This is a genomic window from Streptomyces glaucosporus, from assembly GCF_039533345.1.
In the GTDB taxonomy this organism is placed as follows: domain Bacteria; phylum Actinomycetota; class Actinomycetes; order Streptomycetales; family Streptomycetaceae; genus Streptomyces; species Streptomyces glaucosporus.
Genome location: NZ_BAAATJ010000015.1, coordinates 94,160 through 118,666, shown reverse-complemented (window position 1 = coordinate 118,666; position 24,507 = coordinate 94,160). Strand labels below are relative to the sequence as shown.

Below are 24,507 nucleotides of genomic sequence, written 5' to 3'. Positions count from 1 at the left end.
CGAGAGGCTCGCCCCCATGTCCGCGCGTCTACACTCCAGGCCCATGGACGCGCTGACGGGACTGCTGGACGGCCCCCGGGCCAGGGGGGCGTTCCTGATGCGGGCGGTTCTGAACCCGCCCTGGTCCGTCCGCGTGCAGGACCGCGCGCCGCTCACCCTGGTCGTCCTCCTGCGGGGCGGGGCCTGGGCGGTCCCCGGCGGCGGCGGGGCCGTACGGCTGGAGGCCGGCGACGTGGCGGTCGTGCGGGGCCCGGCCCCGTACACCTTCGCCGACGATCCGGCCACCCCGCCCCAGGCCGTGATCCACCCCGGGGGCCGCTCCACCACCCCGGACGGCGAGGAGCTGTGCGGCGCGATGGACCTGGGCGTGCGCACCTGGGGCAACGACCCCGACGGTTCCACGGTGCTCCTGATCGGCACCTACCGGATGCCCGGCGAGATCGGCCGCCGGCTGCTGGACGCCCTGCCGGCCCTGCTGGTCCTCTCCCACGACGACTGGGACTGCCCCCTGGTGCCGCTGCTCGGCGAGGAGATCGCCAGGACGGAGCCCGGCCAGGAGGCCGTCCTCGACCGGCTGCTGGACCTGCTGCTGATCAACGTGGTGCGGTCCTGGCTCGCCCGCCCGGAGGCGGGGGCGCCGGCCTGGTACCGGGCGCACGGCGACCCCGTGGTGGGACACGCCCTGCGGCTCCTCCACGAGGACCCGGCCCGCCCCTGGACGGTCGCCGGACTGGCCGCCCGCGCGGGCGTCTCCCGCGCGGCCCTGGCCCGCCGCTTCACCTCCCTGGTCGGCCGGCCGCCCATGGCGTACCTGACCGACTGGCGGCTGTCCCTCGCCGCCGACCTGCTGCGCGGGACGGACGCCACGATCGGCGCGGTGGCCCGGCAGGTCGGCTACGGCAGCGCGTTCGCGCTCAGCTCCGCCTTCCGGCGCGTGTACGGGGTCAGCCCGCAGCAGTACCGGAAGGGTCCGGAGCCGGCCGCCGCGGAGGCGGACGGGCGGCCGGCGGCGGGACTCACAGAAAGCCCGTGAGCGGCTGCTCGGTCCAGATCGTCTTGCCTGAGGAGGTGTACCGGCTGCCCCAGCGGTGCGCTATCTGGGCGATGAGGAACAGGCCCCGGCCCCCCTCGTCGGTCAGCCGGGCGCGGCGCAGGTGCGGCTGGGTCTGGCTGGGGTCGGAGACCTCGCAGATCAGCGCCTTGTCCCGGATCAGCCGCAGCCCGATGGGGGACCCGGCGTAGCGGATGGCGTTGGTGACCAGCTCGCTGACGATCAGCTCGGTGGTGAAGGTCAGCTCCTCCAGGCCCCAGGTGGTGAGCTGCTCGGTGACCAGCTCGCGCGCCTGGCCGACGACGGTGGGGTCGGCCGTGAACCGCCAGGACGCGGTGGCGTCGTCGGGCAGGGACCGCACCTTGGCCACGAGGAGGGCCACGTCGTCGGTGGGCGGCTCGGTCAGGACGTGGTCCAGCAGGGCGCGTCCGATCCCGGTGGGCGCGTCGCCCGCGGCCACGGCGTTCTCCAGGCCCTCGCCCAGCCGCTTCAGCTGGTCGTCGGCGCAGCCCCTGGGGGAGCCGTGGGCCACCAGCTCGCTGGTGTAGAAGGCCAGCACGCTGCCCGGTCCGAGATGCACCTCGAGCGGTTCGAAGGGCATGCCGCCCATGCCCAGGGCGGGCCCCGGCCTGAGGTCCACGCAGCGGGTCGCCCCTCCCGTTCCGGCCAGGACGGGCGGCGGATGCCCCGCGCTGGCCATGGCGCACCGTCCGGTGACCGGGTCGTACACGCAGTACAGGCAGGTCGCGCCGACCACGCTGCTCTCCCCGTCGCCGGCCTGCGGCTCGGTGGCGGACAGCCGCAGGACCAGGTCGTCCAGGTGGGTGAGCAGCTCCTCCGGCGAGAGGTCCAGGTCGGCGAGGGTCTGCACGGCCGTGCGCAGCCTGCCCATGGTGGCCGTCGCGCCGAGTCCGTGCCCGGCCACGTCGCCGATGACGAAGGCCACCCGGGAGGAGGACAGCGGGATGACGTCGTACCAGCAGCCGCCCACCCCCGCCGCGGTGCCGGCCGGTACGTACACCCCGGCGGTCTCCGCCGCGCTGAGCTCCACCCCCGCCGGCGGCAGCAGACTGCGCTGGAGGCTCTCGACCGTGCGGAGCTCGGAGGTGTAGCGCCGGGCGTTCTCCACGCTCAGCGAGGCCCGGGACGCGATCTCCTCCACCAGGGGCAGGTCGCCGTCGGAGAACGGGGTGCGGCTCCCGTTGCGCCACAGCCCCAGGACGCCCAGCACATGCCCCCGGGCGTGCAGCGGGACGATCAGCGCCGAGGTCGCCGCGTCGGGGAAGGCCAGCCGCCGCCGTTCGGCGTCGAGGTCCACCTCCTCCCGCAGGGCCGCCAGATCGGGCACGAGGAAGGGGCGCCCGTCGCGGAGGACGTCGCTCTCCAGGTCGCGGGCGCGGAGGGTCTCCCCGCGCTGGTACATCTCCGCCGGCCAGGCGTCGCCCTCCGGACCGACCACGACCCGGCGCAGATGCGTCCCGGGGGCGAAGACGCCGGGCTCCCGGCCCTGGAACACCGTGTCGGACAGGTCGACGCACGCCAGGTCGGCGAAGTCCGGCACCAGGATCCGGACCAGCTCCTCGGCGTTGCGGACGATGTCCAGGGTCTGCCCCAGGCGCGTGGCGGCGGCGTGCAGGAGCGACATCCGCCGCCGGGCCAGGGACTGCTCGGTGACGTCGGTGAAGACCGCCGCGGCCCCGATGGCGCGGTCGTGCGGGTCCTCGAGCCGGAAGATCGACACGGACAGCACCCGTTCCCGGTCGGGGACGCGCAGCAGCCGCGCCGAGTGCTCCCAGTCGATGAGCGACTCGCCGGTCTCGATGACACCGCGGAACCGCTCCTCGAACGCCGCGGCGTCCTCCGGCACGAGGAGCTCCGAGAGCCTCATGCCGGGGGCCCGCGGCGGGAGGCCGGGACCGGGGGAGAGACCGAAGAACTCGGGGGTGAGGTTCACCCGGGTCGTCATCAGGTCGGTGTTGCGGATGATCAGCCCGATGCGGCTCTGGGTGAACAGCGCGCGGATCAGCGCCTGGTCCTCCGTCCAGCGCCGTCCCAGGGCCGAGGGGACGGCGCACACCAGGAACCGCGCCCCGCTCCCGTCGGGCAGCGTCAGCACCTCGGCGGACACCTCGACCGGCACGCCGTCGCGGTGCCGCAGGGCGGTGTGGATCTCGGAGGGCTTCCCGGGGGCCGCGCCGAGGACGCCCTCCCAGAGGCCGGGGTCGGCGGCGAGGCCGGCCATCCGCCGCCCGCGGATCTCCTCGGCGGAGTACCCGGTCAGATCCAGCACCGAGGAGGTGCACCGCAGCACGGCCCCGCGCCCGTCCAGCACGAACACGACCGCACCACCCGGCAGGGGATCGACGTCGTGAAGGTGCGTGGTCGGGTTCACTCGGTTGCCTCGCTCCCGGGGAGTGCGACGCTGCTTCGGCCATTCAACCCCGAGCGGGGCCCGCGCGCATGGCGACGACGGTCCGTGCGCGGCCCCCGCGGGCGCGTGCCGCTGGAAGGGACGGGTACCCAGGGAAGTGCGCGGGAACCGCGCGGGACTCGGAGCACCGGGAAGGACGGGCCGGCATGGGCGGTACGGAGGCATCGATCCCGGTCACCCCTGCCGCCGCCGACGCCCTGCTCACCTTCGGCCACGGCACCGCGGGCCGGGAGCGGCTGCTCCGGCTGCTGACGGGGGCGGGTGTCGCCCTGGTGGTGGACGTCCGCGCGTTCCCGGGCAGCCGCCGCGACCCGGACGTCGGCCGCGACCGGCTCCGGGAGTGGCTGCCCGGGGCCGGTGTCGGCTACCGCTGGGAGGAGAGGCTGGGCGGGTACCGGCGTCCGCCGTCCGACTCGCCCGACACGGTCTGGCGCAACGCCTCCTTCCGGGCGTACGCCGCCCACACCCGGGACGCGTCCTTCCGGGAGGCGCTGGACCGGCTGCTGGAGGACGCCGGCCGGGTCCGGACCGCCGTCATGTGCAGCGAGGCGGTGTGGTGGCGCTGCCACCGCCGTCTCATCGCCGACGCCGCGGTGGTGACCCGGGGCGTCCGCGTGGCGCACCTGATGCACGACGGCAGGCTCGTACCGCACGCGCCGACCCCGGGCGTGCGGCTGCGGGCGGACGGGCTGATGGTCTACGACGACCTGGCCGCGGCCGGCTGCGAGGGTTCCGCCGCGAGCCGGTCCGGTCCACCGGCCGGACGGCCGTCCGGCCGGTGACCGTGCGGCACGGCATCCGGACCACCCTTATGGAACCGCTCCCATAAATCTGGAGCGGTTCGTTTCACTTTTCCTGAGGCGCCGTGACGGCCATGCCGCGGCTGCGTGCCTGTTCACCTGGGTGCCGCACCGTACTTACCCGGCAGTTTCCCTTGACGTGAACTCCTGTGTGATTACTCTTCTTGGGAGCGCTCCCAAAATATGTCCCACCCCACGCCCCGGATCGGCGGTCGGTGGCCGACGGTCGGCGTCCACCGTGGTGCCGCACCGCCGATCCGGTGACCACGCTCCCGCGCCCGCCCGCGGTCACTGTCCACGTCCCTCCTCCGGCACGAACGTCCCCACCCGTTCGTGCCGCCGGAAGAGGGGCGGACCCGGGACGGGCGGTCCGGGGCCGCGCCGCCGCGAGGCGGTGGTTCACATCCCCCCACCGAGGAGTACGCATGCTCCGCACGACCTTCCCCCGGGCGAAGGTGTACTTCGACGCCACGCTCTCCGGCCGGCTGCCCCGGCGGAGATGGCAGCCCGGCTGAAGGCCGCCGGGATCGCCGACAGCGCCGACGGCATCTCCGTCAACGTCTCCGACTACAACCGCACCGCCGACGAGGTCGCCCACGCCAAGGCGGTGCCGAACGCGGCCGGCTCGCCGGACCCGAAGGCCGTGACCGACACCGGCCGCAACGGCAACGGTCCCGCCGGCGGGCAGTGGTGCGACCCGTCCGGACGGGCGGTCGGCACCCCCGGCACCGACCGGACGGGCGGCGACCGGATCGCCGCCTTCCTGTGGGCCGCGCTCCCCGGCGAGGCGGACGGCCGCGCCGGGCCGGCCGGTTCATCCCCCAGCTCGCTTACGACATGGCTGTCGCGGCACCGGTGGCAACACGGTGACCGGCGGTACGACGGCACAGAGAGGACACCCCGTGGAACTGCTGGACAGGCACAAGGACCATGTACTCGCGCTCTACCGCATGGTGGTGGGATTACTGTTCGCCTGCCACGGCGCGGCGACCCTGTTCGACGTGCTCGGCGGCCCCCACAGCGGCCATGTGCCCGGGGTGGGCCAGTGGCCCCTCTGGTGGGCCGCGGCGATCCAGCTCGTCGGCGGCGTCCTGGTGATGCTCGGCCTCGGCACGCGGGCCGCAGCCCTGGTCTGCTCGGGCTCGATGGCGTACGCCTACTTCGTCAACCACCAGCCCGAGGGTCTCTTCCCCATCGAGAACGGCGGTGAGGCGGCCGCGATGTTCTGCTGGGCCTTCCTCCTCATCGCCGCGCTCGGTCCCGGCACGTGGACGCTGGGTTCGCTGTTCGCGCGCGGCGAGCGCGCGGCCCACGGCGAAGGGGTGCGGGTCACCGCCGTCTGATCCGGGCGGCGGTACGGGGACGGCCGGCGCCGCGGAGCGATCCCGCGGCGCCGGCCGTGCGCTCACCGCGCCGCTCAGGCGCCGGCCGACCGCACGGGGACGGGCTCGGAGTCCGCCAGGTTCTCCGGCAGGCGGAGCCCCTGACGCAGGGGCACGAGCTCCGACTGGAGCACCATGGCCGCCGCGCCGATCGCGGGCGCGGTGGCGGCCGACCGCGAGAGCCGGACCTCGACCGAGTGCGCCGCGCGGGAGAAGAACGCGCGGTCGAGTTCCTCCTGCACCACGGGCAGGTACACCGACCCCGCGATCGCCAGGCTCGGGCCGGTGAGCACCACCAGTTCCAGGTCCATGACGTTGGCGAGCGTGCGGGCGGCCACCGCCAGATAGCGCGCCGAGCGTTCCAGCAGCGCGCGGGCCCCCGGCGCGCCGCGGTGCGCGGCGCGGGTGACCGCCGCGAAGTCCGCGGTCACGGACGACGGCCGGCCGCGCCGGGAGGCGCCGGCCAGCCCGGCCGCGCGGGCCAGCTCCTCGTCGGCACGGGCCGCGGCGACGACCGCGGAGGGGCCGGCCAGCGCCTCGACGCAGCCGCGGGCCCCGCACCAGCACTCGGGCCCCTCCATCTCCAGGCAGCTGTGGCCGATCTCGCCGGCGTTCCCGCTGGCGCCGCGGTAGGTGATCCCGTCCACCAGCAGGCCCGCGCCGATGCCGGTGCCCATGTACAGGGCGGCGAAGGTGGAGGTGCCGCCGACCCCGCCGGACCAGTGCTCGCCGAGGGCCGCCGCCGTGGCGTCGTTGTCGGAGACGACGGGCAGCCCGGTGGCCTCCTGGAGCGCGCGGTCGAGCGGGAAGTCCTCCCAGTGCCGCATCAGGGGAGGGGTCAGCCGCATCCCGCTGGTCGGGGAGAGGGGGCCGGGGGAGACCAGCCCCAGGCCGAGGACCCGCTCGCGTTTGACCCCGACGCTCTCGATGAGCGCGTCGACCTCGCCGGCCATGCGCGCGACGACCGCCGGGGGGTCCTCGGCGCCCGCGCCGGCCCGGGACATCCGTGCGACGACCGAGCCGCCGAGATTGGTCAGGACGTAGGTGAGGCCGGCGTGGTCGAGGTGGACCCCGACCGCGTACCGGGACGACTGGTTGAGCTGGAGCAGGACCCGGCGCTTGCCCCCGGTGGACTCCGCGCGGCCGGTCTCGACCACGAGCCCGTCGTCGATGAGCCGGCGCACGACGGTCGAGATCGTCGCGCCGGTGAAGCCGGTCGCGTTGATGAGGCCGACCCGGCTGATGGTGCCCGCCGCGCGGATCACGTCGAGCACGGCCGCCCTGCTGCTCGCGTGGGCCGTGGCCCGCGCTGGTCCGCTCACTGGTTCCTCCGCCCGCGCCCCGCCGGGGCCGTCCACGCTGCCGATGCGGTCCGCTCGGCCCTGTGCCGCACGCACCGAATCGTTAGTTTATTTGCCTATTGAAGGGGGGCAAGTGCCCGCCCGCGGGGACGGGCGCGGCCCTCCGCCGCGCACCGCGCTTCCCTCCGCGATCCCTTCCGCGCCCTTTCCGGTGTCCCGTGAGGTCGCCCCGGGGTGCCGGAGGTCCGCCGCGGTTCCTCCCCGTAGGCATGTGACGCCAGTGTGCGACAGAAGTATTGACTTTGTTTCTTCGGTGACTTAAGAATCGCCCCACGTGAGCGACCCCGCCCGCCCGCGAGGCGGCCGAACGGCACACCGACGTGCCCCTCCAGTCACGAGAGGATCCATCCATCATGTTCCAGCAAGCAAGACGCCGCCGTGTGCGCGTGGCGGCGGCCGGGATGGCCGCCATCGCCCTGCTGGCCACGGCGTGCTCGGAGTCGAGCGGTTCGGGCGGCGGCAAGGACGGGACCCTGGTGGTCTACACGGGGCAGGCGGGCGACTACCAGGCCAACTTCAACCCGTTCTCGCCGAGCATGATCGAGGGGCCGGGCACGATCTTCGAGTCGCTCTTCTACTTCAACCAGGTCCGCGACGAGCCCGCCAAGCCGCTGCTGGGCACCGAGTACTCCTGGAACGAGGACGGCACCGAGCTGTCGATCACCCTGCGCAAGGGCGTCAAGTGGTCCGACGGCGAGAAGTTCACCGCGGACGACGTGGTGTTCACGCTGGACATGATCTCCAAGCACAAGGAGATGAACAGCACCGGCTACAAGGGCAGGGCGGAGGCCGTCGACGACACCCACGTCAGGATCACCTTCGACAAGCCCTCCTACATGGACGGGCCGCAGATCCTCGGCAAGATCTTCATCGTCCCGGAGCACATCTGGAAGGACATCGACGAGCCCTCCAAGGACACCGTCCGCAAGCCCGTCGGCACCGGCCCGTACACCCTGGGCGAGTTCAAGGGCCAGGCGTTCACCCTCAAGGCCAACCCCGGCTACTGGGACGGCGAGCCGGCCCTGAAGCAGGTCCGCTACCTGGCCCTGTCGGGCAACCAGGCCGGCGCGGACGCCCTGGCGGCGGGGAAGATCGACTGGCAGACCGGTCCCGTCCCGGACATGCAGAACGTCGAGAAGAACTACCCCGGCTACAAGGCCGTCACGGTCCCGCTCAACCAGACCGTCCTGATGACGTGCGCCAACGCCGAGCTGGGCTGCAAGGGGCCGCAGACGGACCCGGCGGTGCGCAGGGCGATCTACTACGCCATGGACCGCACCCAGCTCAACTCGCTGGCGTTCCAGAACACCTCCAGCCAGATCTCCCCCGGATTCGTGCAGGTGGAGACCAACAAGGAGCTCATCTCCAAGAAGCTGGAGGAGAACCTGGCCCCCATGCAGCCCAGCGCCTCCAAGGCGGAGCGGATCCTCGAGGAGGCCGGCTACACCAAGGGCTCGGACGGCATCTACGCCAAGGACGGGCAGAAGCTGGCCCTGACCGTCAGGGTCGTCTCCGGCTGGACCGACTACATCACCGCGGTCGACACCCTGGCCGAGCAGCTGAAGAAGGCCGGCATCAAGGTCACCCCGCAGCAGTCCTCCTGGAACGAGTGGTCCGAGGCCCGCGGCCAGGGCAACTACCAGCTGCTGATCGACGCGCTGTACCCGGGGCCGTCGCCCGACCCGTTCTACATCTACAGCTACTTCTTCAGCACCGAGACCACCGCCGAGGTCGGCGAGGCGGCCAACCCGAACTTCTCCCGGTACAGCAACCCCAGGGTCGACAAGGCGCTCCGGGCGCTCAAGGAGCTCGACCCCGAGGCGGCCGGGGAGCGCCAGAAGCAGTACGACGTCATCCAGGCCGAGCTGGAGCGGGACATGCCCTACATCCCGGTCATGACCGCCGGCACCACCAGCGAGTACCACGCCGCGAAGTTCGAGGGCTGGCCCACGGAGTACAACCTCTACGCCGTTCCGGCGGTCTGGAGCCGCCCCGACCAGGCGCAGATCTACAAGGCCCTCAAGCCGGCCGGCTGACGGCCCGGCGGCAGTGAACGGTTCCGAGGAGGAGACACAGTGATAGGCGGCGATCGGTGAGGTACTACGCCCGGAAGCTCGGGTTCTATCTCGTCGCCCTCTGGGCGGCGCTGACCCTGAACTTCTTCATCCCGAGGATGATGCCGGGGAACCCGGTCGACACCCTCATGGCGAAGCTGCAGCAACGCGGCGGCGCAGCCGACCCGTCGGTCCGCAGATCCTACGAACTCCTCCTCGGAACCGACACGGGGGACCCTCTGATCAGCCAGTACTTCTCGTACCTGGCCAACATGCTCCGCGGGAACCTGGGCGTCTCGGTGAGCGTCTTCCCGACCGACGTCTCCACCGTCATCGCCGACGCCCTGCCCTGGACGATCGTGCTGGTGGGGATCGCGACCCTGCTGTCGTTCCTGCTCGGCATCGGACTCGGCACCCTGGTCGGCTGGAAGCGCGGCTCCTGGCTCGACTCGCTCATCCCGGCCACCACCGTCCTGGCTGCGGTGCCGTACTTCTGGCTGGCGCTGATCCTGGTCGCGCTCTTCGCCTCGACCCTGAAGTGGTTCCCCCTCAACGGCGGGTACGACGTCATCCTGAGCCCCGGCTGGAACGGCGAGTTCATCGCCTCCGCCGTCTACCACGGCACCCTGCCCGCCCTGACGATCGTGCTCTCCTCGGTCGGCGGCTGGCTGCTGGGGATGCGGAACATGATGGTCTCGACGGTGTCGGAGGACTACATCCTCACCGCCCAGGCCAAGGGCCTGCGCGACCGCCGCATCATGACCCGCTACGCCGCGCGCAACGCGGTCCTGCCCTCGGTCGCCGGCTTCGCGATCTCCCTCGGCTTCGTGGTCTCCGGATCGATCATCACCGAGCAGGTCTTCTCCTACCCCGGGATCGGATCGAGGCTCCTGCAGGCCGTGGAGAACAACGACTACGCCCTGATGCAGGGGATCTTCCTGGTCATCACGGTGGCGGTGCTGGGCGCCAACCTGGTCGTCGACCTGCTGTACGGCCTGATCGACCCCCGCACCCGCGCCGGCAACTGAGAGCTGAGGAACCGACACCGTGACGAACACCAACCCGTCCGCCGGAGCCGCCGTCCGGCGGACCGGCAACAGCGGCTGGCGGGCCATGCTGCCGCGCTGGTCGCCCAAGCTCGGCGTGGGCCTCGGCCTGGTCGTCGCCATCGCCCTCTTCGGGATCCTCGGGCCCTTCTTCGTGGGGAACCCCGACACGGTCCGCAACATCGGCATGACCTCCCCCAGCGGGGAGTTCTGGCTGGGCACCACCCAGACCGGCCAGGACGTGCTGGCCCAGCTGGCCCACTCCACCCGCGGATCGCTGCAGATCGGCCTGCTGGTGGGCATCCTGGCCACTCTCTTCTCCGCCGTCTTCGGCGTCATCGGCGGCTACGTCGGCGGAGCGGTGGACGAGGGCTTCTCCCTCTTCTCCAACGTCATGCTGGTCATCCCCGGCCTGCCGCTGGTGATCGTCATCGCGGGCTTCGTCCCCGTCGAGCAGCGCGGCTGGTGGACCATCGCGGTCGTGCTGGCCGTCACCGGCTGGGCGGCCTCCGCCCGGGTGCTGCGGGCCCAGACCCTCTCCCTGCGCAACCGCGACTACGTCGCCGCGGCGAAGGTGGCCGGCGAGAAGCCGTGGCGGATCGTCTCCGTGGAGATCCTGCCGAACCTGCTGCCGCTGATGGCCTCGCAGTTCGTGTTCGCCGTCATCCTGGCGATCCTCAGCGAGGCGGGCCTGTCCTTCCTGGGCCTGGGCGCCTCCAACTCCGACACGCTCGGCACGATGCTCTACTACGCCCAGAACGGCTTCGCGCTGCAGTACGGGGCGTGGTGGTGGTTCGGCCCGCCCGGCCTGGCCATCGCGCTGTTCGGCTGCGGCCTCTCCCTGATCAACTTCAGCATCGACGAGATCATCAACCCCAGGCTCCGCACGGTGCCGGCCACCACCCGCCGCACCCGCCGGGCCGCCCGGAACGAGGCCGCCCGGAAGGGGACGGCGCGTCCGCTGCCCCGGCGCGACGCCTCCGGCCGGGACGCCGTCCTGACCGTCGAGAACCTCAACGTCGTCTACCGGGGCGAGAAGTCCACGCACGCCGTCAAGGACGTCTCGCTCACCCTTGGCCGCGGCGAGATCCTCGGCCTGGCGGGCGAGTCCGGCTGCGGCAAGACCACCCTCGCCTACGCGATCAACCGGCTCCACCGGCCGCCGGCCGAGGTGACCTCGGGAACGGTGGTCTTCCACGACCGCGACGGCACGGACATCGACCTGCTCGCCCTGGAGAAGGAGGAGCTGCGGGCCTTCCGCTGGTCGAAGCTGTCGATGGTCTTCCAGGGCGCGATGAACGCCCTCAACCCGGTGATCTCCGTCGGGGCGCAGATGGAGGACGTCCTCACCACGCACCGGCCCGGGATGTCCGCCGGGGCCCGCAGGGAACGGTGCGCCGAGGTCCTCCGCCTGGTCGGCGTCGATCCGCGGCGGCTGGACTCCTTCCCGCACGAGCTCTCCGGGGGCATGCGCCAGCGCGTCATGATCGCCATGGCGCTGCTGCTCGACCCCCAGGTGATGATCATGGACGAGCCCACCACCGCCCTCGACGTGGTGGTCCAGCGCGGCATCCTCCGGGAGATCCTCCGCTTCCGCGACGAGCTCGGCTTCGCCGTCGTCTTCATCACCCACGACCTGCCGCTGCTCCTGGAGCTCAGCGACCGGATCGCCGTCATGCGCGACGGCGAGGTCGTCGAGTACGCCACCGCCGAGGAGATCCACCGGCGCCCGCGGCACCCCTACACCCGCAGGCTGCTCGACTCCTTCCCCAGTCTCACCGGCGAGCGGGGCGCGTTTGTCCGCACCGGGGAGTCCAGCGCCCGCGAGCACACCGAAACGACCGTGAAGGAGGCGGGTCCGCGATGACGACGCTCGAAGTACGCGACCTGGTCAAGGACTTCTCCATCCGCTCGGGGCTGCGGCACTCCCGGTTCCGCGCCGTCGACAACGTTTCCTTCACCCTGACCCCCGGCCGGACCGTGGCACTGGTCGGCGAGTCGGGATCGGGCAAGTCCACGGTCGCCAGGATGATCGCCCGTCTGGAGAGGCCCACCGCCGGGCGGATCACCGCCACCCGGTCCGACGGCACCCGGGTGGCCGACCGCGACTACCGCGACCACGTGCAGATGGTCTTCCAGGACCCGTTCGCCTCGCTCAACCCCTTCCATACCGTGGAGCACCACCTGGCGCGCCCGCTGAAGCTGCACGGCCGGGCGAAGACCAGGGAGGAGACCCGGCGGCTGGCCGAGGAGCTCCTGGAGCGCGTCAACCTGACCCCGGCCGCCGACATCGCCCGGCGCCGCCCGCACGAGCTCTCCGGCGGGCAGCGCCAGCGCGTGGCGATCGCCCGCGCCCTGGCGCCCGGCGCCCGGGTCGTCATCGCCGACGAGCCGGTCTCGATGCTGGACGTCTCCATCCGGCTGGGCGTCCTCAACCTCCTCGCCCGCCTCCAGCGCGAGGACGACCTCGCCGTCCTCTACATCACCCACGACCTCGCCACCGCGCGGCACTTCTCCGACGACATCCTGGTGATGTACCGCGGGCGCGTGGTGGAGAGGGGCCCGGCGGACGAGGTCATCCTCAACCCGCGGCACCCGTACACGAAGATCCTCGCGGCCGCGGCCCCCAACCCCGACGCCCGCGACCGGGACCGGCTCAGGGAGGCGCTCGGCCTGGAGCCGGCGGGCAACTCCACCCTGCCCGGCGACGATCCCGGATGCACCTTCCGGGACCGCTGCCCCTCGGCGACGGATGTCTGCGCGCGCATGCCGGAGGACTTCGAGGTGGGCTACGACCACTACGCCAAGTGCTGGCTGCGCCCCGGCGAGGGCCGCGACGCGCTGCCCGCCGCCGACGGCACGGCCGCCGGGCGCCCCGCCTGACGGCCCGCCCCGCCCCCGGCACGGATCGGGTGCCGGGGGCGGCACCCGGCCGGACGCCATGGCCCTGTTCTCCCGAAGCTACGACGAAGTGACAAGTAGCTCTCTGTAATCAGAGTGACGCTCGGTCAGGGAGAGCAAGGCGGGACCCAGGGAGTTCGCTGGCCGCCTGGAGGGCGGCGAAGTCGGCGTGGGCTGCCTCGACGGCTTCGGGGTATGCCTCGCGCTTGGCGTGTTCGGCGAGCGCCCGGTAGATGCTGGCCACCGAGGGGTTCTGTCCCTTGCGCTTGCCGGTGGGGATGATCAGGTCGGGCTGGATCTGCTCGGCGGACTCGCCGCCCGCCCGCGCGGCGGCGGTGCACGGTGTGGAGCATGTCGGCGGTGATGACCGGGGGTCGGCCGCCGTGCTTGCCCTTGCGGGCCGCGGTGTCGAGCCCCTCCAGGGTCGACTCGCGGATGTTCTCCCGCTCGGTCTCCGCCATCGCGGCGAAGAACGCGAACAGCAGCTTGCCGGGGCCGGTGGGGTCGTAGATGCCGGGCAGGGGTCCGGCGAACATCTCCAGGACCAGGCCGTGGGCGGTGAGGTGGTCGGCGAGCGCGGTGAGTTCGGCGGCGTCGCGGCCGAGGCGCTTCATCTCGTACACGGTGAAGATGACTCGGCAGTGCGGGGCGTGCGCCTTGACCTCCCGCGCGGTCCGCAGCGCTTCCTCGAACTTGGGCCGTACGCGGACGCGGGTGCTGATCTTCTCGCTGAAGATCTTGTCCCTCGGGATGCCGTGCTCGCTGAGCGCGTCGAGTTGGGAGTCGAGTTCCTGCCCGAGGGTCGAGCAGCGGGCGTAGCCGATGCGGATGTCCGCGCTCGGCAGGTCTGGGTCGATCGGCGCCGGCGGCGGGGTGCCCGGCCGCCATGGCCGGCCCGGTCCGCGGTCGGCCGGGGTCGGCACCCGTAGCGCCTTCTTCAGCCGGGGCACCATGGTGAAGCGGCGGGTGTGGTACGGCCTCGGGGAACATCGGTACAGCGGTTATCGGTGAGAACGATCATGGCCGTCTAGCACAGTGATCCACTTTGCTGCTGGGGTTCGGTGAAACGTCTTCGGGCCTGCTCCGGGGCTGGCTACGGTCCGGCTCGTGCCGGTGGAATTTCTGAGTGATGAGCAGGCCGAGGCGTACGGGACGTTCGCCGAGGAGCCGACGAGGCCCGAGCTGGAGCGGTTTTTCTTCCTGGACGACGTGGACCGGGACCTGATCGCCCTGCGGCGTACGAAGCATCACCAGTTTGGGTTCGCGCTCCAGATGTGCACAGTGAGGTACGTCGGTCTGTTCCTGGAGGACCCGCTTGCGGTGCCGTGGCCGGTGGTCGAGCATCTAGCCGCGCAGCTCGGCATCGAGGACCCGTCGGTGGTCAAGCGGTACACCGAGCGGCGTCAGACTCTGTACGACCACGCGTGGGAGATCCGGGACGCCTACGGCTACCACCCCTACGAGGACGCTGAGTGGGGCCGGCGGTTCCGTACGTTCCTGCATGGGCGGGCGTGGACGCATGCCGAGGGTCCGAAGGCGTTGTTCGACCATGCGGTGGGCTGGCTGCGCCGTCACCGAGTGCTGCTGCCGGGGGTGTCGGTGCTGGCCCGGCAGGTGTCGGAGGCGCGGAAGGTCGCGGAGAAGCGGCTGCACGCCACGGTCGCGGGCGCTGCTCGCCGGGCGGACCCGGCGCTGCCTGGGGATCTGGTGGCGACGCTGAAGACGCCGGAGGGTTCCCGGTTCTCGGAGCTGGAGCGGTTGCGCCGGCCGCCGACGCGGACGACCGGGACGGCGTTCGCCCGCGCGCTGGAGCGGGTGGACGAGATCGGCGCGTACCGGCTCGGGCGGCTGAGGCTGTCGCAGATCCCGCCGAACCGGATGGCGGCGCTGGCCCGGTACGCGCTGGGGTCGAAGGCGCCGTTGCTGGAGCGGGCGGCGGAGCCGAAGCGCACGGCGATGCTCACCGCGGTGATGCGGCATCTGGAGGCGAAGGCGATCGACGAGGCCCTGGATCTATTCCAGGTCCTGATGGCCACCCGGCTGCTGAACACCGCGAAGCGCAAGACGGAGAAGGAGCGGCTGTCCACGCTGCCGCAGCTGGAGAAGGCGTCGCGGATGCTCGCGCGGGCGGCGAAGGTGCTGTTCGAGGAACTGGAGCTGGTCGAGGAGCAGGAAACGGACCTCGACGTGGCCGCCCTGTGGGCGGCGGTGGAGGAGGTCGCCCCGCGTGCCGCTGTGATGACCGCGGCGGCCACGGTGGTCTCGCTGGTGCCCGAGGACGAGAACTCGGCCGAGGTCGCCATGCGGGCCGCGCTGGCGAACCGGTACGCCACGGTGCGCCCGTTCCTCGCGTTGCTGGGGGAGTCGAAGGCGCTGGACGCGGCGAGCGCCGGGAAGCGGGTCCTGGCCGGGGTGCGCGGCCTTCCGGCGCTGGCGCGGCGGAAGACGGGGGTCAAGCCGCTGCTGCCGCGCGAGGTGGATGACAAGCTCGTGCCGCCCGCGTGGCGCAAGGCGGTGTACGCCAGCCCCGACCTGCCGCAGGGCGCGGTCGACCGGGACGCGTACGTGGTGTGCGTGCTGGAGCAGTTGCACCGGGCCCTGAACAACCGCGACGTCTTCGCCTCGCCCTCGCACCGCTGGTCCAACCCGCGGGCCCGCCTGCTGGACGGGCCCGACTGGGACGCGGTCGAGGAGGACGTCCTGGCGGCCCTGAGCCTGGACATGCCCGTCCAGGAGCACCTGGCGGAGCTGGTGCGGGGCCTGGACGCCGGGTGGAAGCAGCTCGCCGAACGGCTTCAGGAGGCGGGGCCGGCGGCGAAGGTCTCCATCGAGGTGGCCGGCGACGGGCGGGTGAAGCTGAACGTCGACAAACTCGGTGCGCTCGGCGAGCCGAAGTCCCTGACCTGGCTGCGCAAGCGGGTCGAGAAGATGCTCCCGAAGATCGACCTGCCGGACCTGCTGTTCGAGGTGAACGCCTGGACCGGGTTCCTCGACGCCTTCGTCCACCTCGGCGACGGTACGACCCGGATGAAGGACCTGCCCACCTCGGTGGTCGCGCTGCTGGTGTCCGAGGCGTGCAACATCGGCCTGGCCCCGGTGGTCAACCCCGGTTACGAGGCCCTGACCCGGGCCCGGCTCGTGCACGTCGACCAGTACTACCTGCGCGCCGACACCATCGCCGCGGCGAACGCAGCTCTCATCGCCGCCCAGGCCAGCATCCCGATCGTGCGGTACTGGGGCGACGGGCTGCTCGCCTCCGTGGACGGGCTGCGCTTCCAGGTACCAGTGCGCACCATCAGCGCCGCCCCGTCGCCGAAGTACTTCGGGTTCAAGCGGGGCATCACCTGGCTCAACGCCGTCAACGACCAGGTCGCGGGGATCGGGCAGATGGTCGTCCCCGGTACCCCGCGCGACTCGCTGCACATCCTGGACGCGCTGCTGAACCTGGACGGCGGTGTGAAGCCGGAGATGGTGGCGACCGACAACGCCTCGTACTCCGACATGGTGTTCGGCCTGTTCAAGATCCTCGGCTACAACTTCAGCCCCAGGTTCCGCGACCTGGACGACCAGCGGTTCTGGCGGGCCACGATGCCCGGCGTCGAGACCGGAACGTACGGCGCGGTGGAGGACCTGGCCCGCAACCGCGTGAACCTGAACAAGGTGATCACGCACTGGCCGGACATGCTGAAGGTCGCCGGTTCCCTGGTCACCAACCAGGTCCGCGCCTACGACCTGCTGCGCATGTTCGGCCGCGACGGCCGCCCCACTCCGCTCGGGGCGGCGTTCGCGGAGTACGGGCGGATCGCGAAGACCGAGCACCTGCTGCGGGTGGTGGACCCGGTCGACGACACCTACCGGCGGCAGATGAACCGGCAGCTCACCGTGCAGGAGTCCCGCCACAAGCTCGCCCGGGACGTGTGCCACGGCAAGCGCGGCACCATCCACCAGGCGTACCGCGACGGCATGGAGGACCAGCTCGGCGCGCTCGGCCTGGTCCTCAACGCCATCGTGCTCTGGACTACCCGGTACATCGACGCCGCCGTCGCCCAGCTGAAAGCCGAGGGCTACGAGATCCGGGAGGAGGACATCGCGCGGCTCTCCCCGCTCAAGCACCGCAACCTGAACCTGCTCGGCCGCTACAGCTTCACCGCCACCGTCCCGGCGGCCGGCGCCCTGCGCCCGCTGCGCGACCCGGACACGGTCGAGCTGGACGAGGACGACGACGGCGCCGTGCAGGAGTGAGGCGCCCTACCGCTGGCCCGCGAGGGAACGGGTGCCGGGGGCCGGGAGCAGACGCGGGATCGCCCGGACGTAGACGACCATGCCGATCACCTCGACGAGGGTCTGGGTGACCACGACGACCGCGGCGACGGCCAGGACGTCGGGCAGGGCCAGGGCCAGGGGGAGGACGACGAGGGAGTTGCGAGTCGCGCCGGTGAACACGATGGCCCACCCGTCGGGGGCGGTCAGCCGGAAGACGCGGGCGACGGCGAGCCCGGCGAAGGCCATCACGAGCAGGAACAGGACGTAGAAGGGCACCACACGGGCCACGTCCGCCAGGCTGTCGCCGAGCTTGGGAACCTGGGAAGCCACCACCGTCAGCAGGGTCGCGGCCATCAGCGGGACCATGGTGGTCCCCATCGCGTCGGCGACCTTCTGCCCGGCGGCCCGGCGGGCGGCCCAGCCTTGGGTGAGCCAGGCCAGGGCGAGCGGGATGACGATCAGGACCAGGAACGCTTCGAGGAACGGTCCGGCTTCCACGACGTCGGCCAGGCCCGAGCCCATGAACAGGAACAGCAAGGCCGGCAGCAGAATCATCTGGGCCAGCAGGAGCAGCGGCGTCGCGGCCAGGAGACGCTGGCTGCTGCCACCGGCGAGACCGGAGAAGACGATGACGTAGTCGACGCACGGCGCCAGCAGGACCAGCAGCACCCCCAGACGGACGGCCTGGTCGGCAGGCAGGAACGGGAACATGGCCGCCACGACCAGCGGCACCACCACGAAGTTGACCACCAGGGCCGCGGTCAGGAACCGGCCCGCGCGCAGCGAGCGGAGCAGGTCGGCCGCGGGCACCTGCAAGAACGTGACGTACAGCAGCGCGGCGAGCACCGGGTTGATGGCGTGCTCCAGGCCCGGCCCGGCCGCGGGGGCCGCCCAGCCGACCAGGCCGCCGGCCGCCAGGGCGCCGATGTAGACGGCGACCTGATGGCGCTCCATGGCTTCGACCAGGCCGGATGACTGCGACAACGTACGTGCTCCTTGCTCAAGTGGAAGGCGCCGGGCGGAGACCCCCGCCCGGCGGGTGTGAACCGGCGCAGGTCAGGCCGTCGGCACGCTGCGCCGCCCGGTCCCGTCCGGGTGTGCGGACGGCGCCGGGGGCATGGCGGGGATGCGGCCGAGGAAGGCGCACTGCGGATTGCAGCGGTCCTCGCGGTCGGGCAGTTCGTCCAGGTGCTCCACGGCGCGGTGCAGGGACGCGGTGAACGCGGCCAGTTCCGCCGCTCTCCGCTCGGCCTCCTCGATCCGGGCCACGACCCGCTCGCGCAGGTCGGCCTTCACCTCCTGGCAGGCCCGCGCCTGCCACACCCCGAGCAGCTCGGCGATCTCCTCCAGTGGCAAGCCCAGGTGCTTGGCCGCCCCGATGAACGCCAGCCGGTCGACCGCGTCCTCGCCGTACAGGCGGTGGCCGCCGTTGCTGCGCTCCGGCTCGGCCAGCAGACCGCGCCGCTCGTAGTAGCGCAGGGTCTGGATGTTCACACCGGCCGCCTCGGCGACCTGCCCGCTGCGCAGCCCCGCGCTCATGACCGTGTCCCGGCGGCGGTCCGCGCGGCCAGGGCCTCCAGGACCGCGGCGTGCTGCTGGTCCACCGCGATATCCAGGCCGATCAGGTTCTCGCCCGAGGTGACGGTGAAGGCGAAGAACGAGCAGCAGCCGCCCTCCCGCTCCGCCAGGTCCCGCACCCGCTCCTCGACGCCGGGTCCGCCAGCCAGGTCCAGGTGCAGCCGCAGCCGTTCCGGCCGCGACATCGCGGTCAGCCGTTCGGCGAACAGCTCATCCCACTCCGCGACCCGCAGGGGCCGCTCCTCGGTGGGTAGCGTGCAGGACTGCGGCACCCACGCCAGATCGCTCATCGTGCTTACTCCCGTCGTCATGTCCCTCGAAGGGGGACACCTCCGACGGTAAACCTGTACCTAGGTACCGGTTGCAAGCCCCGGTGAAGCGGAGGGCGCCGAGGCTCCACCCCCTCCCCCTGTCGTCAAACGATCGTTTGCCGACAAGGAGCCGCCGCGTCCAATGAACCCGTGCAATCCGGGGGCTCGCGGCGGCGCGAATCCAATCAGATCCGATGGTGATTGCTGACAGGGTTTGACGACAGATAGGGTCCGATCCTCCGTACGGAAGGGACCCGCGGTGGCGAACCTGGTCTACAAGCGGGTCTCGACCGACCAGCAGTCCACCGACCGGCAGAACCTCGTCCTGGACGAGGCCGGGATCGAGGACCCGGTCGTCTTCGAGGAGGACCCGGGGACCTCCAGCCGTCTCCACCCTCTCCAGCGTCCGAAGTTCCGCGCGCTCCTCGACTACGCGCGGCCGGGCGACACCGTGCACATCTCCGAGATGTTCCGTCTGGTGCGCGGCACTGGGCACATCCTCGACGTGCTCGACGTCCTCCACCGCGACCGCCTCGCGCTGCGCATCCACGACGGCGCGTTCTCCGCCATGGACCTCACCGCCCGCCACCCGCGCACCGGCGAGCTGCTGTCCACCGTGAAGTTCATGGTGCAGACCCTCGCCGCTGCCGGCGAACTCCAGCGCGACCTCCAGCGGGAGCTGACCTACGACGGACTGCGCGCCGCCGAGGCCAAGGGCAGCAAGGGCGGCCGCCGCCCCGCCGTGGCGGCCGACAAGACCGCCGGCGTACGCGCCGCGTACCTGGAGGGCCGCTTCATCGCCGCCCTCGCCCGGGAACACGGCGTCAGCCGCGGCGCCATCCGCACGGCCGTCGCCGACCTCATGCCGGACCACACCGCCACCGAGGAGGAGGCCCCGGCCCCGGAGCTGCCCGTCACCCTCGACATGCCCGGCAAGGTCGCCGACTACCTCCGCACCGCCGACCTGGAGCCCGCCGAGCGGGCCGCGCTCGACCAGGGGGTGACCGTACGGCGCGGCCAGGGCTACACCCTGCGCGTCACCACGGCCCCCGCCGTACACCGCCAGCTCCTCGCCCACTGCCAGCCGCTCGACGGCACCCCGGGCGCCCAGTCGGTCCCGGCCCAGCGCAAGGCCCGCCGCGAGTACGAGAACCGGGTCAGCACACTCGTGCCACCTGGACCATGATCGTTCTCACCGATAACCGCTGTACCGATGTTCCCCGAGGCCGTGGTAGGCGGAGGCGACCGCGCCGCCGCGCGAGCGGCACGGCGAGCCGGGCTGCGCGTCACACTTCGGACAGGCGTGCTGTTCGACGTCGTCGGCGTCCGACCGGTCGGTTGGCGAGGGCTGCTGGGGGTCCGTCATGGGCCCGAATTTTCGCACAATGCAAGTCTCATAAGGGGGTCATTCCCTCTTTTGAGTGAGAACGGGTTCCGAGAACCGATCGGGTGCCGAACGGGGTCCTGCGGCCGATTGTTGATCTTGCTCGCGCAAAGGAACCGTTTATGAGAGTTCGTGTTGCGTCGCTCTTGCTGGCGAGCTTCGGCGACTGAGGTGCTTGATACTCAGCGAGGTGGGGTTACCAAACCCGTCTCATAGGCGGTGATGACAAGTTGGACTCGGTCGCGGGCTCCGAGTTTGGTGAGTAGCCGCGCTACGTGTGCCTTCGCCGTGGCCACGCTGATGTAGAGGTGGGTGGCGATCTCGCTGTTGGACATGCCGCGTCCGACGAGGGTCAGTACCTCGCGCTCCCGCTCGGTGATGTTCCCGACCGGTCGTGGATGCAGAGCTGGTTCGGGGCGGGCGGCGAACTCTGCGATGAGGCGGCGCGTGACGCTTGGGGCGATCAGGGCGTCTCCGGCGGCGACCACGCGGATTGCCCCGAGGATGTCGTCCAGTGCCATGTCCTTGACGAGGAATCCGCTCGCACCCGCTCGGAGCGCGCCGTATATGTACTCGTCGTCGTCGAACGTGGTGAGGATAAGGACGCGCGTCGCTCCAGCGGCTGCTGTGATCAGCCCGGTGGCCTCGATGCCGTCCATGCCTGGCATGCGGATGTCCATCACTGCCACGTCGGGCTCGGTGTCCCGGACCAGTTGGACCGCTTCGGCGCCGGTTCCGGCTTCTCCCACGACGTCGATGTCGGGGGCGTCGGCCATCAGGACGCGCAGACCGCTGCGGACCAATGGCTGGTCGTCGGCGAGCACGACGCGGACCGTCATGAGATGTGCACTCCTTCGGGGAGGGGGAGCCGGGCTGCCACACGAAAGCCGCCCTCGGGTCGCGGCCCGGCGGTGAACTGGCCGTGCAGCAGGGTGACGCGTTCCCGCATTCCGGTGATGCCGTATCCGGTGCCGGAGGCGGGGCCGCCACGGCCGTCGTCGGCGACCTCGATGGTCAGTTCGCCGTCTTGGTAGCCGATGGTGACGCGGCAGTCGGGGGTGTCCGCGTGGCGTACGACGTTGGTGAGGGCCTCCTGGACGATCCGGAAGGCGGCCAGGTCGATATCGGGCGGTAGGGGCCGTCGTTCTCCGAGCCATCGCACGTCGACACGGACACCCGCGTCCTTCGTCGACGCGGTCAGCCGGTCCAGGTCGGCCAGCCCCGGGGCAGGCTCGCGCGGCGGTGCCTCCGCCCCGGGGCCCGGTTCGGTGCGGCGCAGTGCACCCAGGGTGCGCCGCAGCCCGGCGAGGGTTTCCCTGCTGGTGTCTTCGATGGTGGCCAGCGCATTGCGGGCCTCGTCCGGCTGTGTGTCGATGACCCGGCGGCCCACGCCTGCCTGGATGGCGATGACGCCGATGCTGTGCGCGATCATGTCGTGCAGCTCACGGGCGATCCGGAGCCGCTCGGCTGCGACGGCCTGGGCGGCGGTCTGCGAGCGCAGTGCTGCGGCGTGCTCGCGGCGTTCGCGAACCGAATGGCCGGTCATCCAGGCGGCGACAAGGGCCAGGACGAGGACCACGACCGTGCGGGCGAAGCCGTCCGTTCCGGTCCCAAGACGTGCGGCGAAGGCGACCTGTACGCCGAGCGTCGTGACGGCAGCGGTGACCACGATGCGGCGAGGCCGTGTGGCCACGATGTATCCGGCGGCGAGATCGTTCGCCAGAACCAGCAGATACACGACCTGCCAGAACGGGGTTGTCGTCGCCGTGACGTACGTACCCAGAAGCATCAGTGCCAGGGCCGGCAGCGGACGACGGCGCAGCAGTCCGAGAGGCAGGACCGTGACCGCGGCCGCCGACACGAAGGGCAAGCCAGGGGAGTCGAAAGGACTGCCGCGTGCCGCGAAGAACAGCACGAACGGGTAGGCGATCGCCCCACACCAGGCCAGAGCCGCCCGCGCGGCCGGCCGCAGGTGCCAGGACAGCAGGGGACGCGGCTTGGCGGACATGGGGAGATCGTAATCGCCTGACCAGCGGCGGAACATTGGCCCGTGGACGTACGCCCACGGGATACCAGCCCTCCCGCCAGTGCAGCCGACGGGGCGATGCCGGACAGGCACTCTCCCCGGCACCGTTGGCCGGGTGATCGAAGTCAACGAACTGACCAAGCGATACGGCAAAGCCACTGCCGTCAACGGCCTGACCTTCACCGTGCGCCCCGGCCACGTCACCGGGTTCCTCGGCCCCAACGGTGCCGGCAAGAGCACCACCCTGCGGATGCTCCTCGGCCTGACCGAACCCACCAGCGGCACCGCCACCATCGACGGCCACCTGTTCCGGGACCATCCGCGCGGCCTGCGCCACGCCGGTGCCCTGCTCGACGCCCATGACGTCCACGGCGGTCGCAGCGCAGTGGCCTATCTGTCCGCCCTGGCCCGCAGCAACGGTATTCCGCGGCGCCGGGTGGACGAGGTCCTTGAGGAGGTAGGACTGGCTCCTGCGGCCCGGCGCCGCATCGGCGGGTTCTCCCTGGGCATGAAACAGCGGCTCGGCATCGCCACGGCCCTGCTCGGCGACCCTCCGGTGCTGCTGTTCGACGAGCCGATTAACGGCCTGGACCCCGAGGGCGTGCGGTGGGTGCGCGGTCTATTCCGGCGGCTGGCGGCCGAGGGGCGCACGGTGTTCGTCTCCAGCCACCTGATGAGCGAGATGCAGAACACCGCCGAGCACCTGATCGTTATCGGCCGGGGCGAGTTGATCGCCGATGAGAGCGTGGCGGAGTTCGCGGCCCGCGGCACCCGCCAGAGCGTGGCCGTGCGGACGCCCGACCCCACCGCGCTGGCGGCTGTGCTCGAAGCCGAGGGTGCTTCGGTACGGCCGGACGACTCGGTCGCCGACGCAGAGGAGCGGCTCACCGTGAGTGGCCTGAGCGCGGCCCGCATCGGGGAACTCGCCTCCCACCACCGCATCGTGCTCCTTGAGCTGGCCACCCGCACCTCCTCGCTGGAGGAGGCGTTCATGGAACTCACCGCCGACAGCGTCGAATACCTCGCAGGAGAATCCCGATGACCTCGACCACCACACAGCAGACGGGGGTCTCGACCGCCGTGCGCGCCGCCGAGCCCGGCGCCCGCTTCCGGGACCTCCTCGCCGCCGAGTGGATCAAGCTCTGGTCGCTGCGGTCCATTTCCTGGGCGTTCGGGGTCAGCGCGCTGGTCATCATCGCCATCAACATCAGCGCGGCCGTCGCGGACTACAACAACTGGCCGACCTACAACGAAGGGATCAGGGCCCTCTTCGTTCCCATCTGGGCCATGCGGGACGCCTTCACCATCGGCGCCTGCATGGTCCTGATACTCGCCACCGGCAGCATCGGCGCCCTCACGGTCGTCGGCGAGTACAGCACCGGACAGATCCGCACGACTTTTGCGGCAGTACCGGCCCGCCGATCGGTCGTAGCGGCCAAGATGGCCGTCGTGACGGCAGTCATGCTCCTCTACGGCACGGTCGTCGCGGGCACCTCGTTCGGCGTGACACAGGCCATCCTGTCCGGTCGGGACATCGGCCTGTCTCTCGACTACCCCGGCGCGCTCCGCGCCGTCGCGGCATCCGCGCTGCTCGCTCCGGTGTGCGCGCTCGTCGGCATGGGCCTCGGCGCCCTCATCCGGCACACCGCAGCCACCCTCGTGACGTTCACCGGAATCCTTCTGCTGCTGCCGTTCCTCCTCAACGACCGCCGCCGCTGGTCGTCCGCCATCCTTCACGCGCTGCCCCGCAGTGCGTGGGAACGACTGGTGCAGGTGGGCGACCCCTTCGGATCGGCCCCCTACCCGGCGACCATCAGCGGGTCGTGGATCGTCTACGTGGCTTGGCCCCTCGCCGCAGCAGTCGTCGCTGTGGTTGCCGTCCGCCGGCACGATCTGTGAGCCCGCAGGGCCTGGCTGTC

At 71.7% G+C, this 24,507-nt stretch carries 20 protein-coding genes and 1 pseudogene; 12 read left to right on the top strand and 9 right to left on the bottom strand.

The genetic code is table 11. From position 1 onward, the window contains the following. Positions 1 to 43: 43 nt before the first annotated feature. A complete protein-coding gene (locus ABD358_RS17130) occupies positions 44 to 1,033 on the top strand; it encodes an AraC family transcriptional regulator (protein ID WP_344631907.1) in 990 nt (329 codons plus the stop codon). On the opposite strand, the gene ABD358_RS17125 is transcribed toward ABD358_RS17130, so the two are convergent. Then, on the bottom strand, positions 1,017 to 3,443 hold the full coding sequence (locus ABD358_RS17125) for a SpoIIE family protein phosphatase (protein WP_344631906.1): 2,427 nt from the start codon (positions 3,441 to 3,443) through the stop codon (positions 1,017 to 1,019). The two genes, ABD358_RS17130 and ABD358_RS17125, sit on opposite strands and share 17 nt — an antisense overlap. 185 nt (positions 3,444 to 3,628) lie before the next feature. Here ABD358_RS17125 and ABD358_RS17120 point away from each other — a divergent pair, with 185 nt between their 5' ends. The 3 genes and pseudogenes from ABD358_RS17120 to ABD358_RS17115 all read left to right on the top strand — a co-directional run bounded on the left by ABD358_RS17120 (position 3,629) and on the right by ABD358_RS17115 (position 5,625). Then, on the top strand, positions 3,629 to 4,264 hold the full coding sequence (locus ABD358_RS17120; protein ID WP_344631905.1) for a DUF488 domain-containing protein: 636 nt from the start codon (positions 3,629 to 3,631) through the stop codon (positions 4,262 to 4,264). A 517-nt stretch (positions 4,265 to 4,781) separates the two neighbouring features. Further along, positions 4,782 to 5,030: pseudogene (locus tag ABD358_RS28445) on the top strand (glycoside hydrolase family 6 protein); the annotation flags it as partial. A gap of 154 nt (positions 5,031 to 5,184) precedes the next feature. Next, positions 5,185 to 5,625 (top strand): DoxX family protein, encoded by a 441-nt coding sequence (locus ABD358_RS17115; protein ID WP_344631904.1) that lies wholly within the window; start codon positions 5,185 to 5,187, stop codon positions 5,623 to 5,625. Between the two features lie 74 nt (positions 5,626 to 5,699). Here ABD358_RS17115 and ABD358_RS17110 read toward each other — a convergent pair whose 3' ends face one another. Next, entirely contained in the window at positions 5,700 to 6,986 is a 1,287-nt protein-coding gene (locus ABD358_RS17110; RefSeq protein WP_344631903.1) for an ROK family transcriptional regulator, read from the bottom strand. Between the two features lie 392 nt (positions 6,987 to 7,378). On the opposite strand from ABD358_RS17110, the gene ABD358_RS17105 reads away from it, so the two are divergent. Genes ABD358_RS17105 through ABD358_RS17090 form a run of 4 tightly spaced genes read left to right on the top strand, consistent with a single transcriptional unit; the run spans position 7,379 to position 13,008 of the window. Then, positions 7,379 to 9,061 (top strand): ABC transporter substrate-binding protein, encoded by a 1,683-nt coding sequence (locus ABD358_RS17105; protein WP_344631902.1) that lies wholly within the window; start codon positions 7,379 to 7,381, stop codon positions 9,059 to 9,061. A gap of 56 nt (positions 9,062 to 9,117) precedes the next feature. Next, a complete protein-coding gene (locus ABD358_RS17100; RefSeq protein ID WP_344631901.1) occupies positions 9,118 to 10,107 on the top strand; it encodes an ABC transporter permease in 990 nt (329 codons plus the stop codon). A gap of 19 nt (positions 10,108 to 10,126) precedes the next feature. Beyond that, complete coding sequence (locus ABD358_RS17095; RefSeq protein WP_344631900.1) at positions 10,127 to 11,992, top strand: dipeptide/oligopeptide/nickel ABC transporter permease/ATP-binding protein; 1,866 nt, start codon at positions 10,127 to 10,129, stop codon at positions 11,990 to 11,992. Further along, positions 11,989 to 13,008, top strand: a complete 1,020-nt coding sequence (locus ABD358_RS17090; protein ID WP_344631899.1) for an ABC transporter ATP-binding protein — start codon at positions 11,989 to 11,991, stop codon at positions 13,006 to 13,008. Before ABD358_RS17095 ends, ABD358_RS17090 begins: the two co-directional genes overlap by 4 nt. Before the next feature lie 125 nt (positions 13,009 to 13,133). Here the strand turns inward: ABD358_RS17090 and ABD358_RS17085 are convergent, their stop codons facing one another. Next, a complete protein-coding gene (locus tag ABD358_RS17085; RefSeq protein ID WP_344631898.1) occupies positions 13,134 to 13,949 on the bottom strand; it encodes a recombinase family protein in 816 nt (271 codons plus the stop codon). Positions 13,950 to 14,133: 184 nt separating this feature from the next. On the opposite strand from ABD358_RS17085, the gene ABD358_RS17080 reads away from it, so the two are divergent. Beyond that, the gene (locus tag ABD358_RS17080) at positions 14,134 to 17,268 is read left to right on the top strand and encodes a Tn3 family transposase (protein ID WP_344631897.1); all 3,135 of its coding nucleotides are present in this window, start codon (positions 14,134 to 14,136) and stop codon (positions 17,266 to 17,268) included. Positions 17,269 to 17,274: 6 nt separating this feature from the next. Here ABD358_RS17080 and ABD358_RS17075 read toward each other — a convergent pair whose 3' ends face one another. The 3 genes from ABD358_RS17075 to ABD358_RS17065 all read right to left on the bottom strand — a co-directional run bounded on the left by ABD358_RS17075 (position 17,275) and on the right by ABD358_RS17065 (position 19,157). After that, positions 17,275 to 18,243: an arsenic resistance protein gene (locus ABD358_RS17075; protein ID WP_344631945.1), complete on the bottom strand. Its 969-nt coding sequence runs from the start codon at positions 18,241 to 18,243 to the stop codon at positions 17,275 to 17,277. 102 nt (positions 18,244 to 18,345) lie between these two features. Then, positions 18,346 to 18,828, bottom strand: a complete 483-nt coding sequence (locus tag ABD358_RS17070; protein WP_344631896.1) for a MerR family transcriptional regulator — start codon at positions 18,826 to 18,828, stop codon at positions 18,346 to 18,348. Further along, positions 18,825 to 19,157: a hypothetical protein gene (locus tag ABD358_RS17065; protein ID WP_344631895.1), complete on the bottom strand. Its 333-nt coding sequence runs from the start codon at positions 19,155 to 19,157 to the stop codon at positions 18,825 to 18,827. Before ABD358_RS17065 ends, ABD358_RS17070 begins: the two co-directional genes overlap by 4 nt. 280 nt (positions 19,158 to 19,437) lie before the next feature. Here ABD358_RS17065 and ABD358_RS17060 point away from each other — a divergent pair, with 280 nt between their 5' ends. Next, on the top strand, positions 19,438 to 20,364 hold the full coding sequence (locus tag ABD358_RS17060; RefSeq protein ID WP_344631894.1) for a recombinase family protein: 927 nt from the start codon (positions 19,438 to 19,440) through the stop codon (positions 20,362 to 20,364). 6 nt (positions 20,365 to 20,370) lie between these two features. On the opposite strand, the gene ABD358_RS28440 is transcribed toward ABD358_RS17060, so the two are convergent. The 3 genes from ABD358_RS28440 to ABD358_RS17050 form a co-directional block, all read right to left on the bottom strand. Beyond that, positions 20,371 to 20,544, bottom strand: a complete 174-nt coding sequence (locus ABD358_RS28440; protein WP_425576355.1) for a zinc finger domain-containing protein — start codon at positions 20,542 to 20,544, stop codon at positions 20,371 to 20,373. 200 nt (positions 20,545 to 20,744) lie between these two features. Beyond that, positions 20,745 to 21,401: a response regulator gene (locus ABD358_RS17055; RefSeq protein WP_344631893.1), complete on the bottom strand. Its 657-nt coding sequence runs from the start codon at positions 21,399 to 21,401 to the stop codon at positions 20,745 to 20,747. Beyond that, positions 21,398 to 22,570, bottom strand: a complete 1,173-nt coding sequence (locus ABD358_RS17050) for a sensor histidine kinase (RefSeq protein ID WP_344631892.1) — start codon at positions 22,568 to 22,570, stop codon at positions 21,398 to 21,400. Before ABD358_RS17050 ends, ABD358_RS17055 begins: the two co-directional genes overlap by 4 nt. Before the next feature lie 133 nt (positions 22,571 to 22,703). Here ABD358_RS17050 and ABD358_RS17045 point away from each other — a divergent pair, with 133 nt between their 5' ends. Together ABD358_RS17045 and ABD358_RS17040 are read left to right on the top strand one after the other, a co-directional pair. Next, positions 22,704 to 23,630 (top strand): ABC transporter ATP-binding protein, encoded by a 927-nt coding sequence (locus ABD358_RS17045; RefSeq protein WP_344631891.1) that lies wholly within the window; start codon positions 22,704 to 22,706, stop codon positions 23,628 to 23,630. After that, entirely contained in the window at positions 23,627 to 24,487 is an 861-nt protein-coding gene (locus ABD358_RS17040) for an ABC transporter permease (protein WP_344631890.1), read from the top strand. The genes ABD358_RS17045 and ABD358_RS17040 overlap by 4 nt, the downstream gene beginning before the upstream one ends. The last annotated feature ends 20 nt before the right edge of the window (positions 24,488 to 24,507 follow it).

Coding starts and splice junctions, on each gene's coding strand:
- ABD358_RS17130 (WP_344631907.1), top strand. CDS start 44: ATGGACGCGCTGACGGGACTGCTGGACGGCCCCCGGGCCAGGGGGGCG.
- ABD358_RS17065 (WP_344631895.1), bottom strand. CDS start 19,157: ATGAGCGATCTGGCGTGGGTGCCGCAGTCCTGCACGCTACCCACCGAG.
- ABD358_RS17050 (WP_344631892.1), bottom strand. CDS start 22,570: ATGTCCGCCAAGCCGCGTCCCCTGCTGTCCTGGCACCTGCGGCCGGCC.
- ABD358_RS17105 (WP_344631902.1), top strand. CDS start 7,379: ATGTTCCAGCAAGCAAGACGCCGCCGTGTGCGCGTGGCGGCGGCCGGG.
- ABD358_RS17090 (WP_344631899.1), top strand. CDS start 11,989: ATGACGACGCTCGAAGTACGCGACCTGGTCAAGGACTTCTCCATCCGC.
- ABD358_RS17070 (WP_344631896.1), bottom strand. CDS start 18,828: ATGAGCGCGGGGCTGCGCAGCGGGCAGGTCGCCGAGGCGGCCGGTGTG.
- ABD358_RS17075 (WP_344631945.1), bottom strand. CDS start 18,243: ATGGAGCGCCATCAGGTCGCCGTCTACATCGGCGCCCTGGCGGCCGGC.
- ABD358_RS17055 (WP_344631893.1), bottom strand. CDS start 21,401: ATGACGGTCCGCGTCGTGCTCGCCGACGACCAGCCATTGGTCCGCAGC.
- ABD358_RS17040 (WP_344631890.1), top strand. CDS start 23,627: ATGACCTCGACCACCACACAGCAGACGGGGGTCTCGACCGCCGTGCGC.
- ABD358_RS28440 (WP_425576355.1), bottom strand. CDS start 20,544: ATGACGGACCCCCAGCAGCCCTCGCCAACCGACCGGTCGGACGCCGAC.
- ABD358_RS17120 (WP_344631905.1), top strand. CDS start 3,629: ATGGGCGGTACGGAGGCATCGATCCCGGTCACCCCTGCCGCCGCCGAC.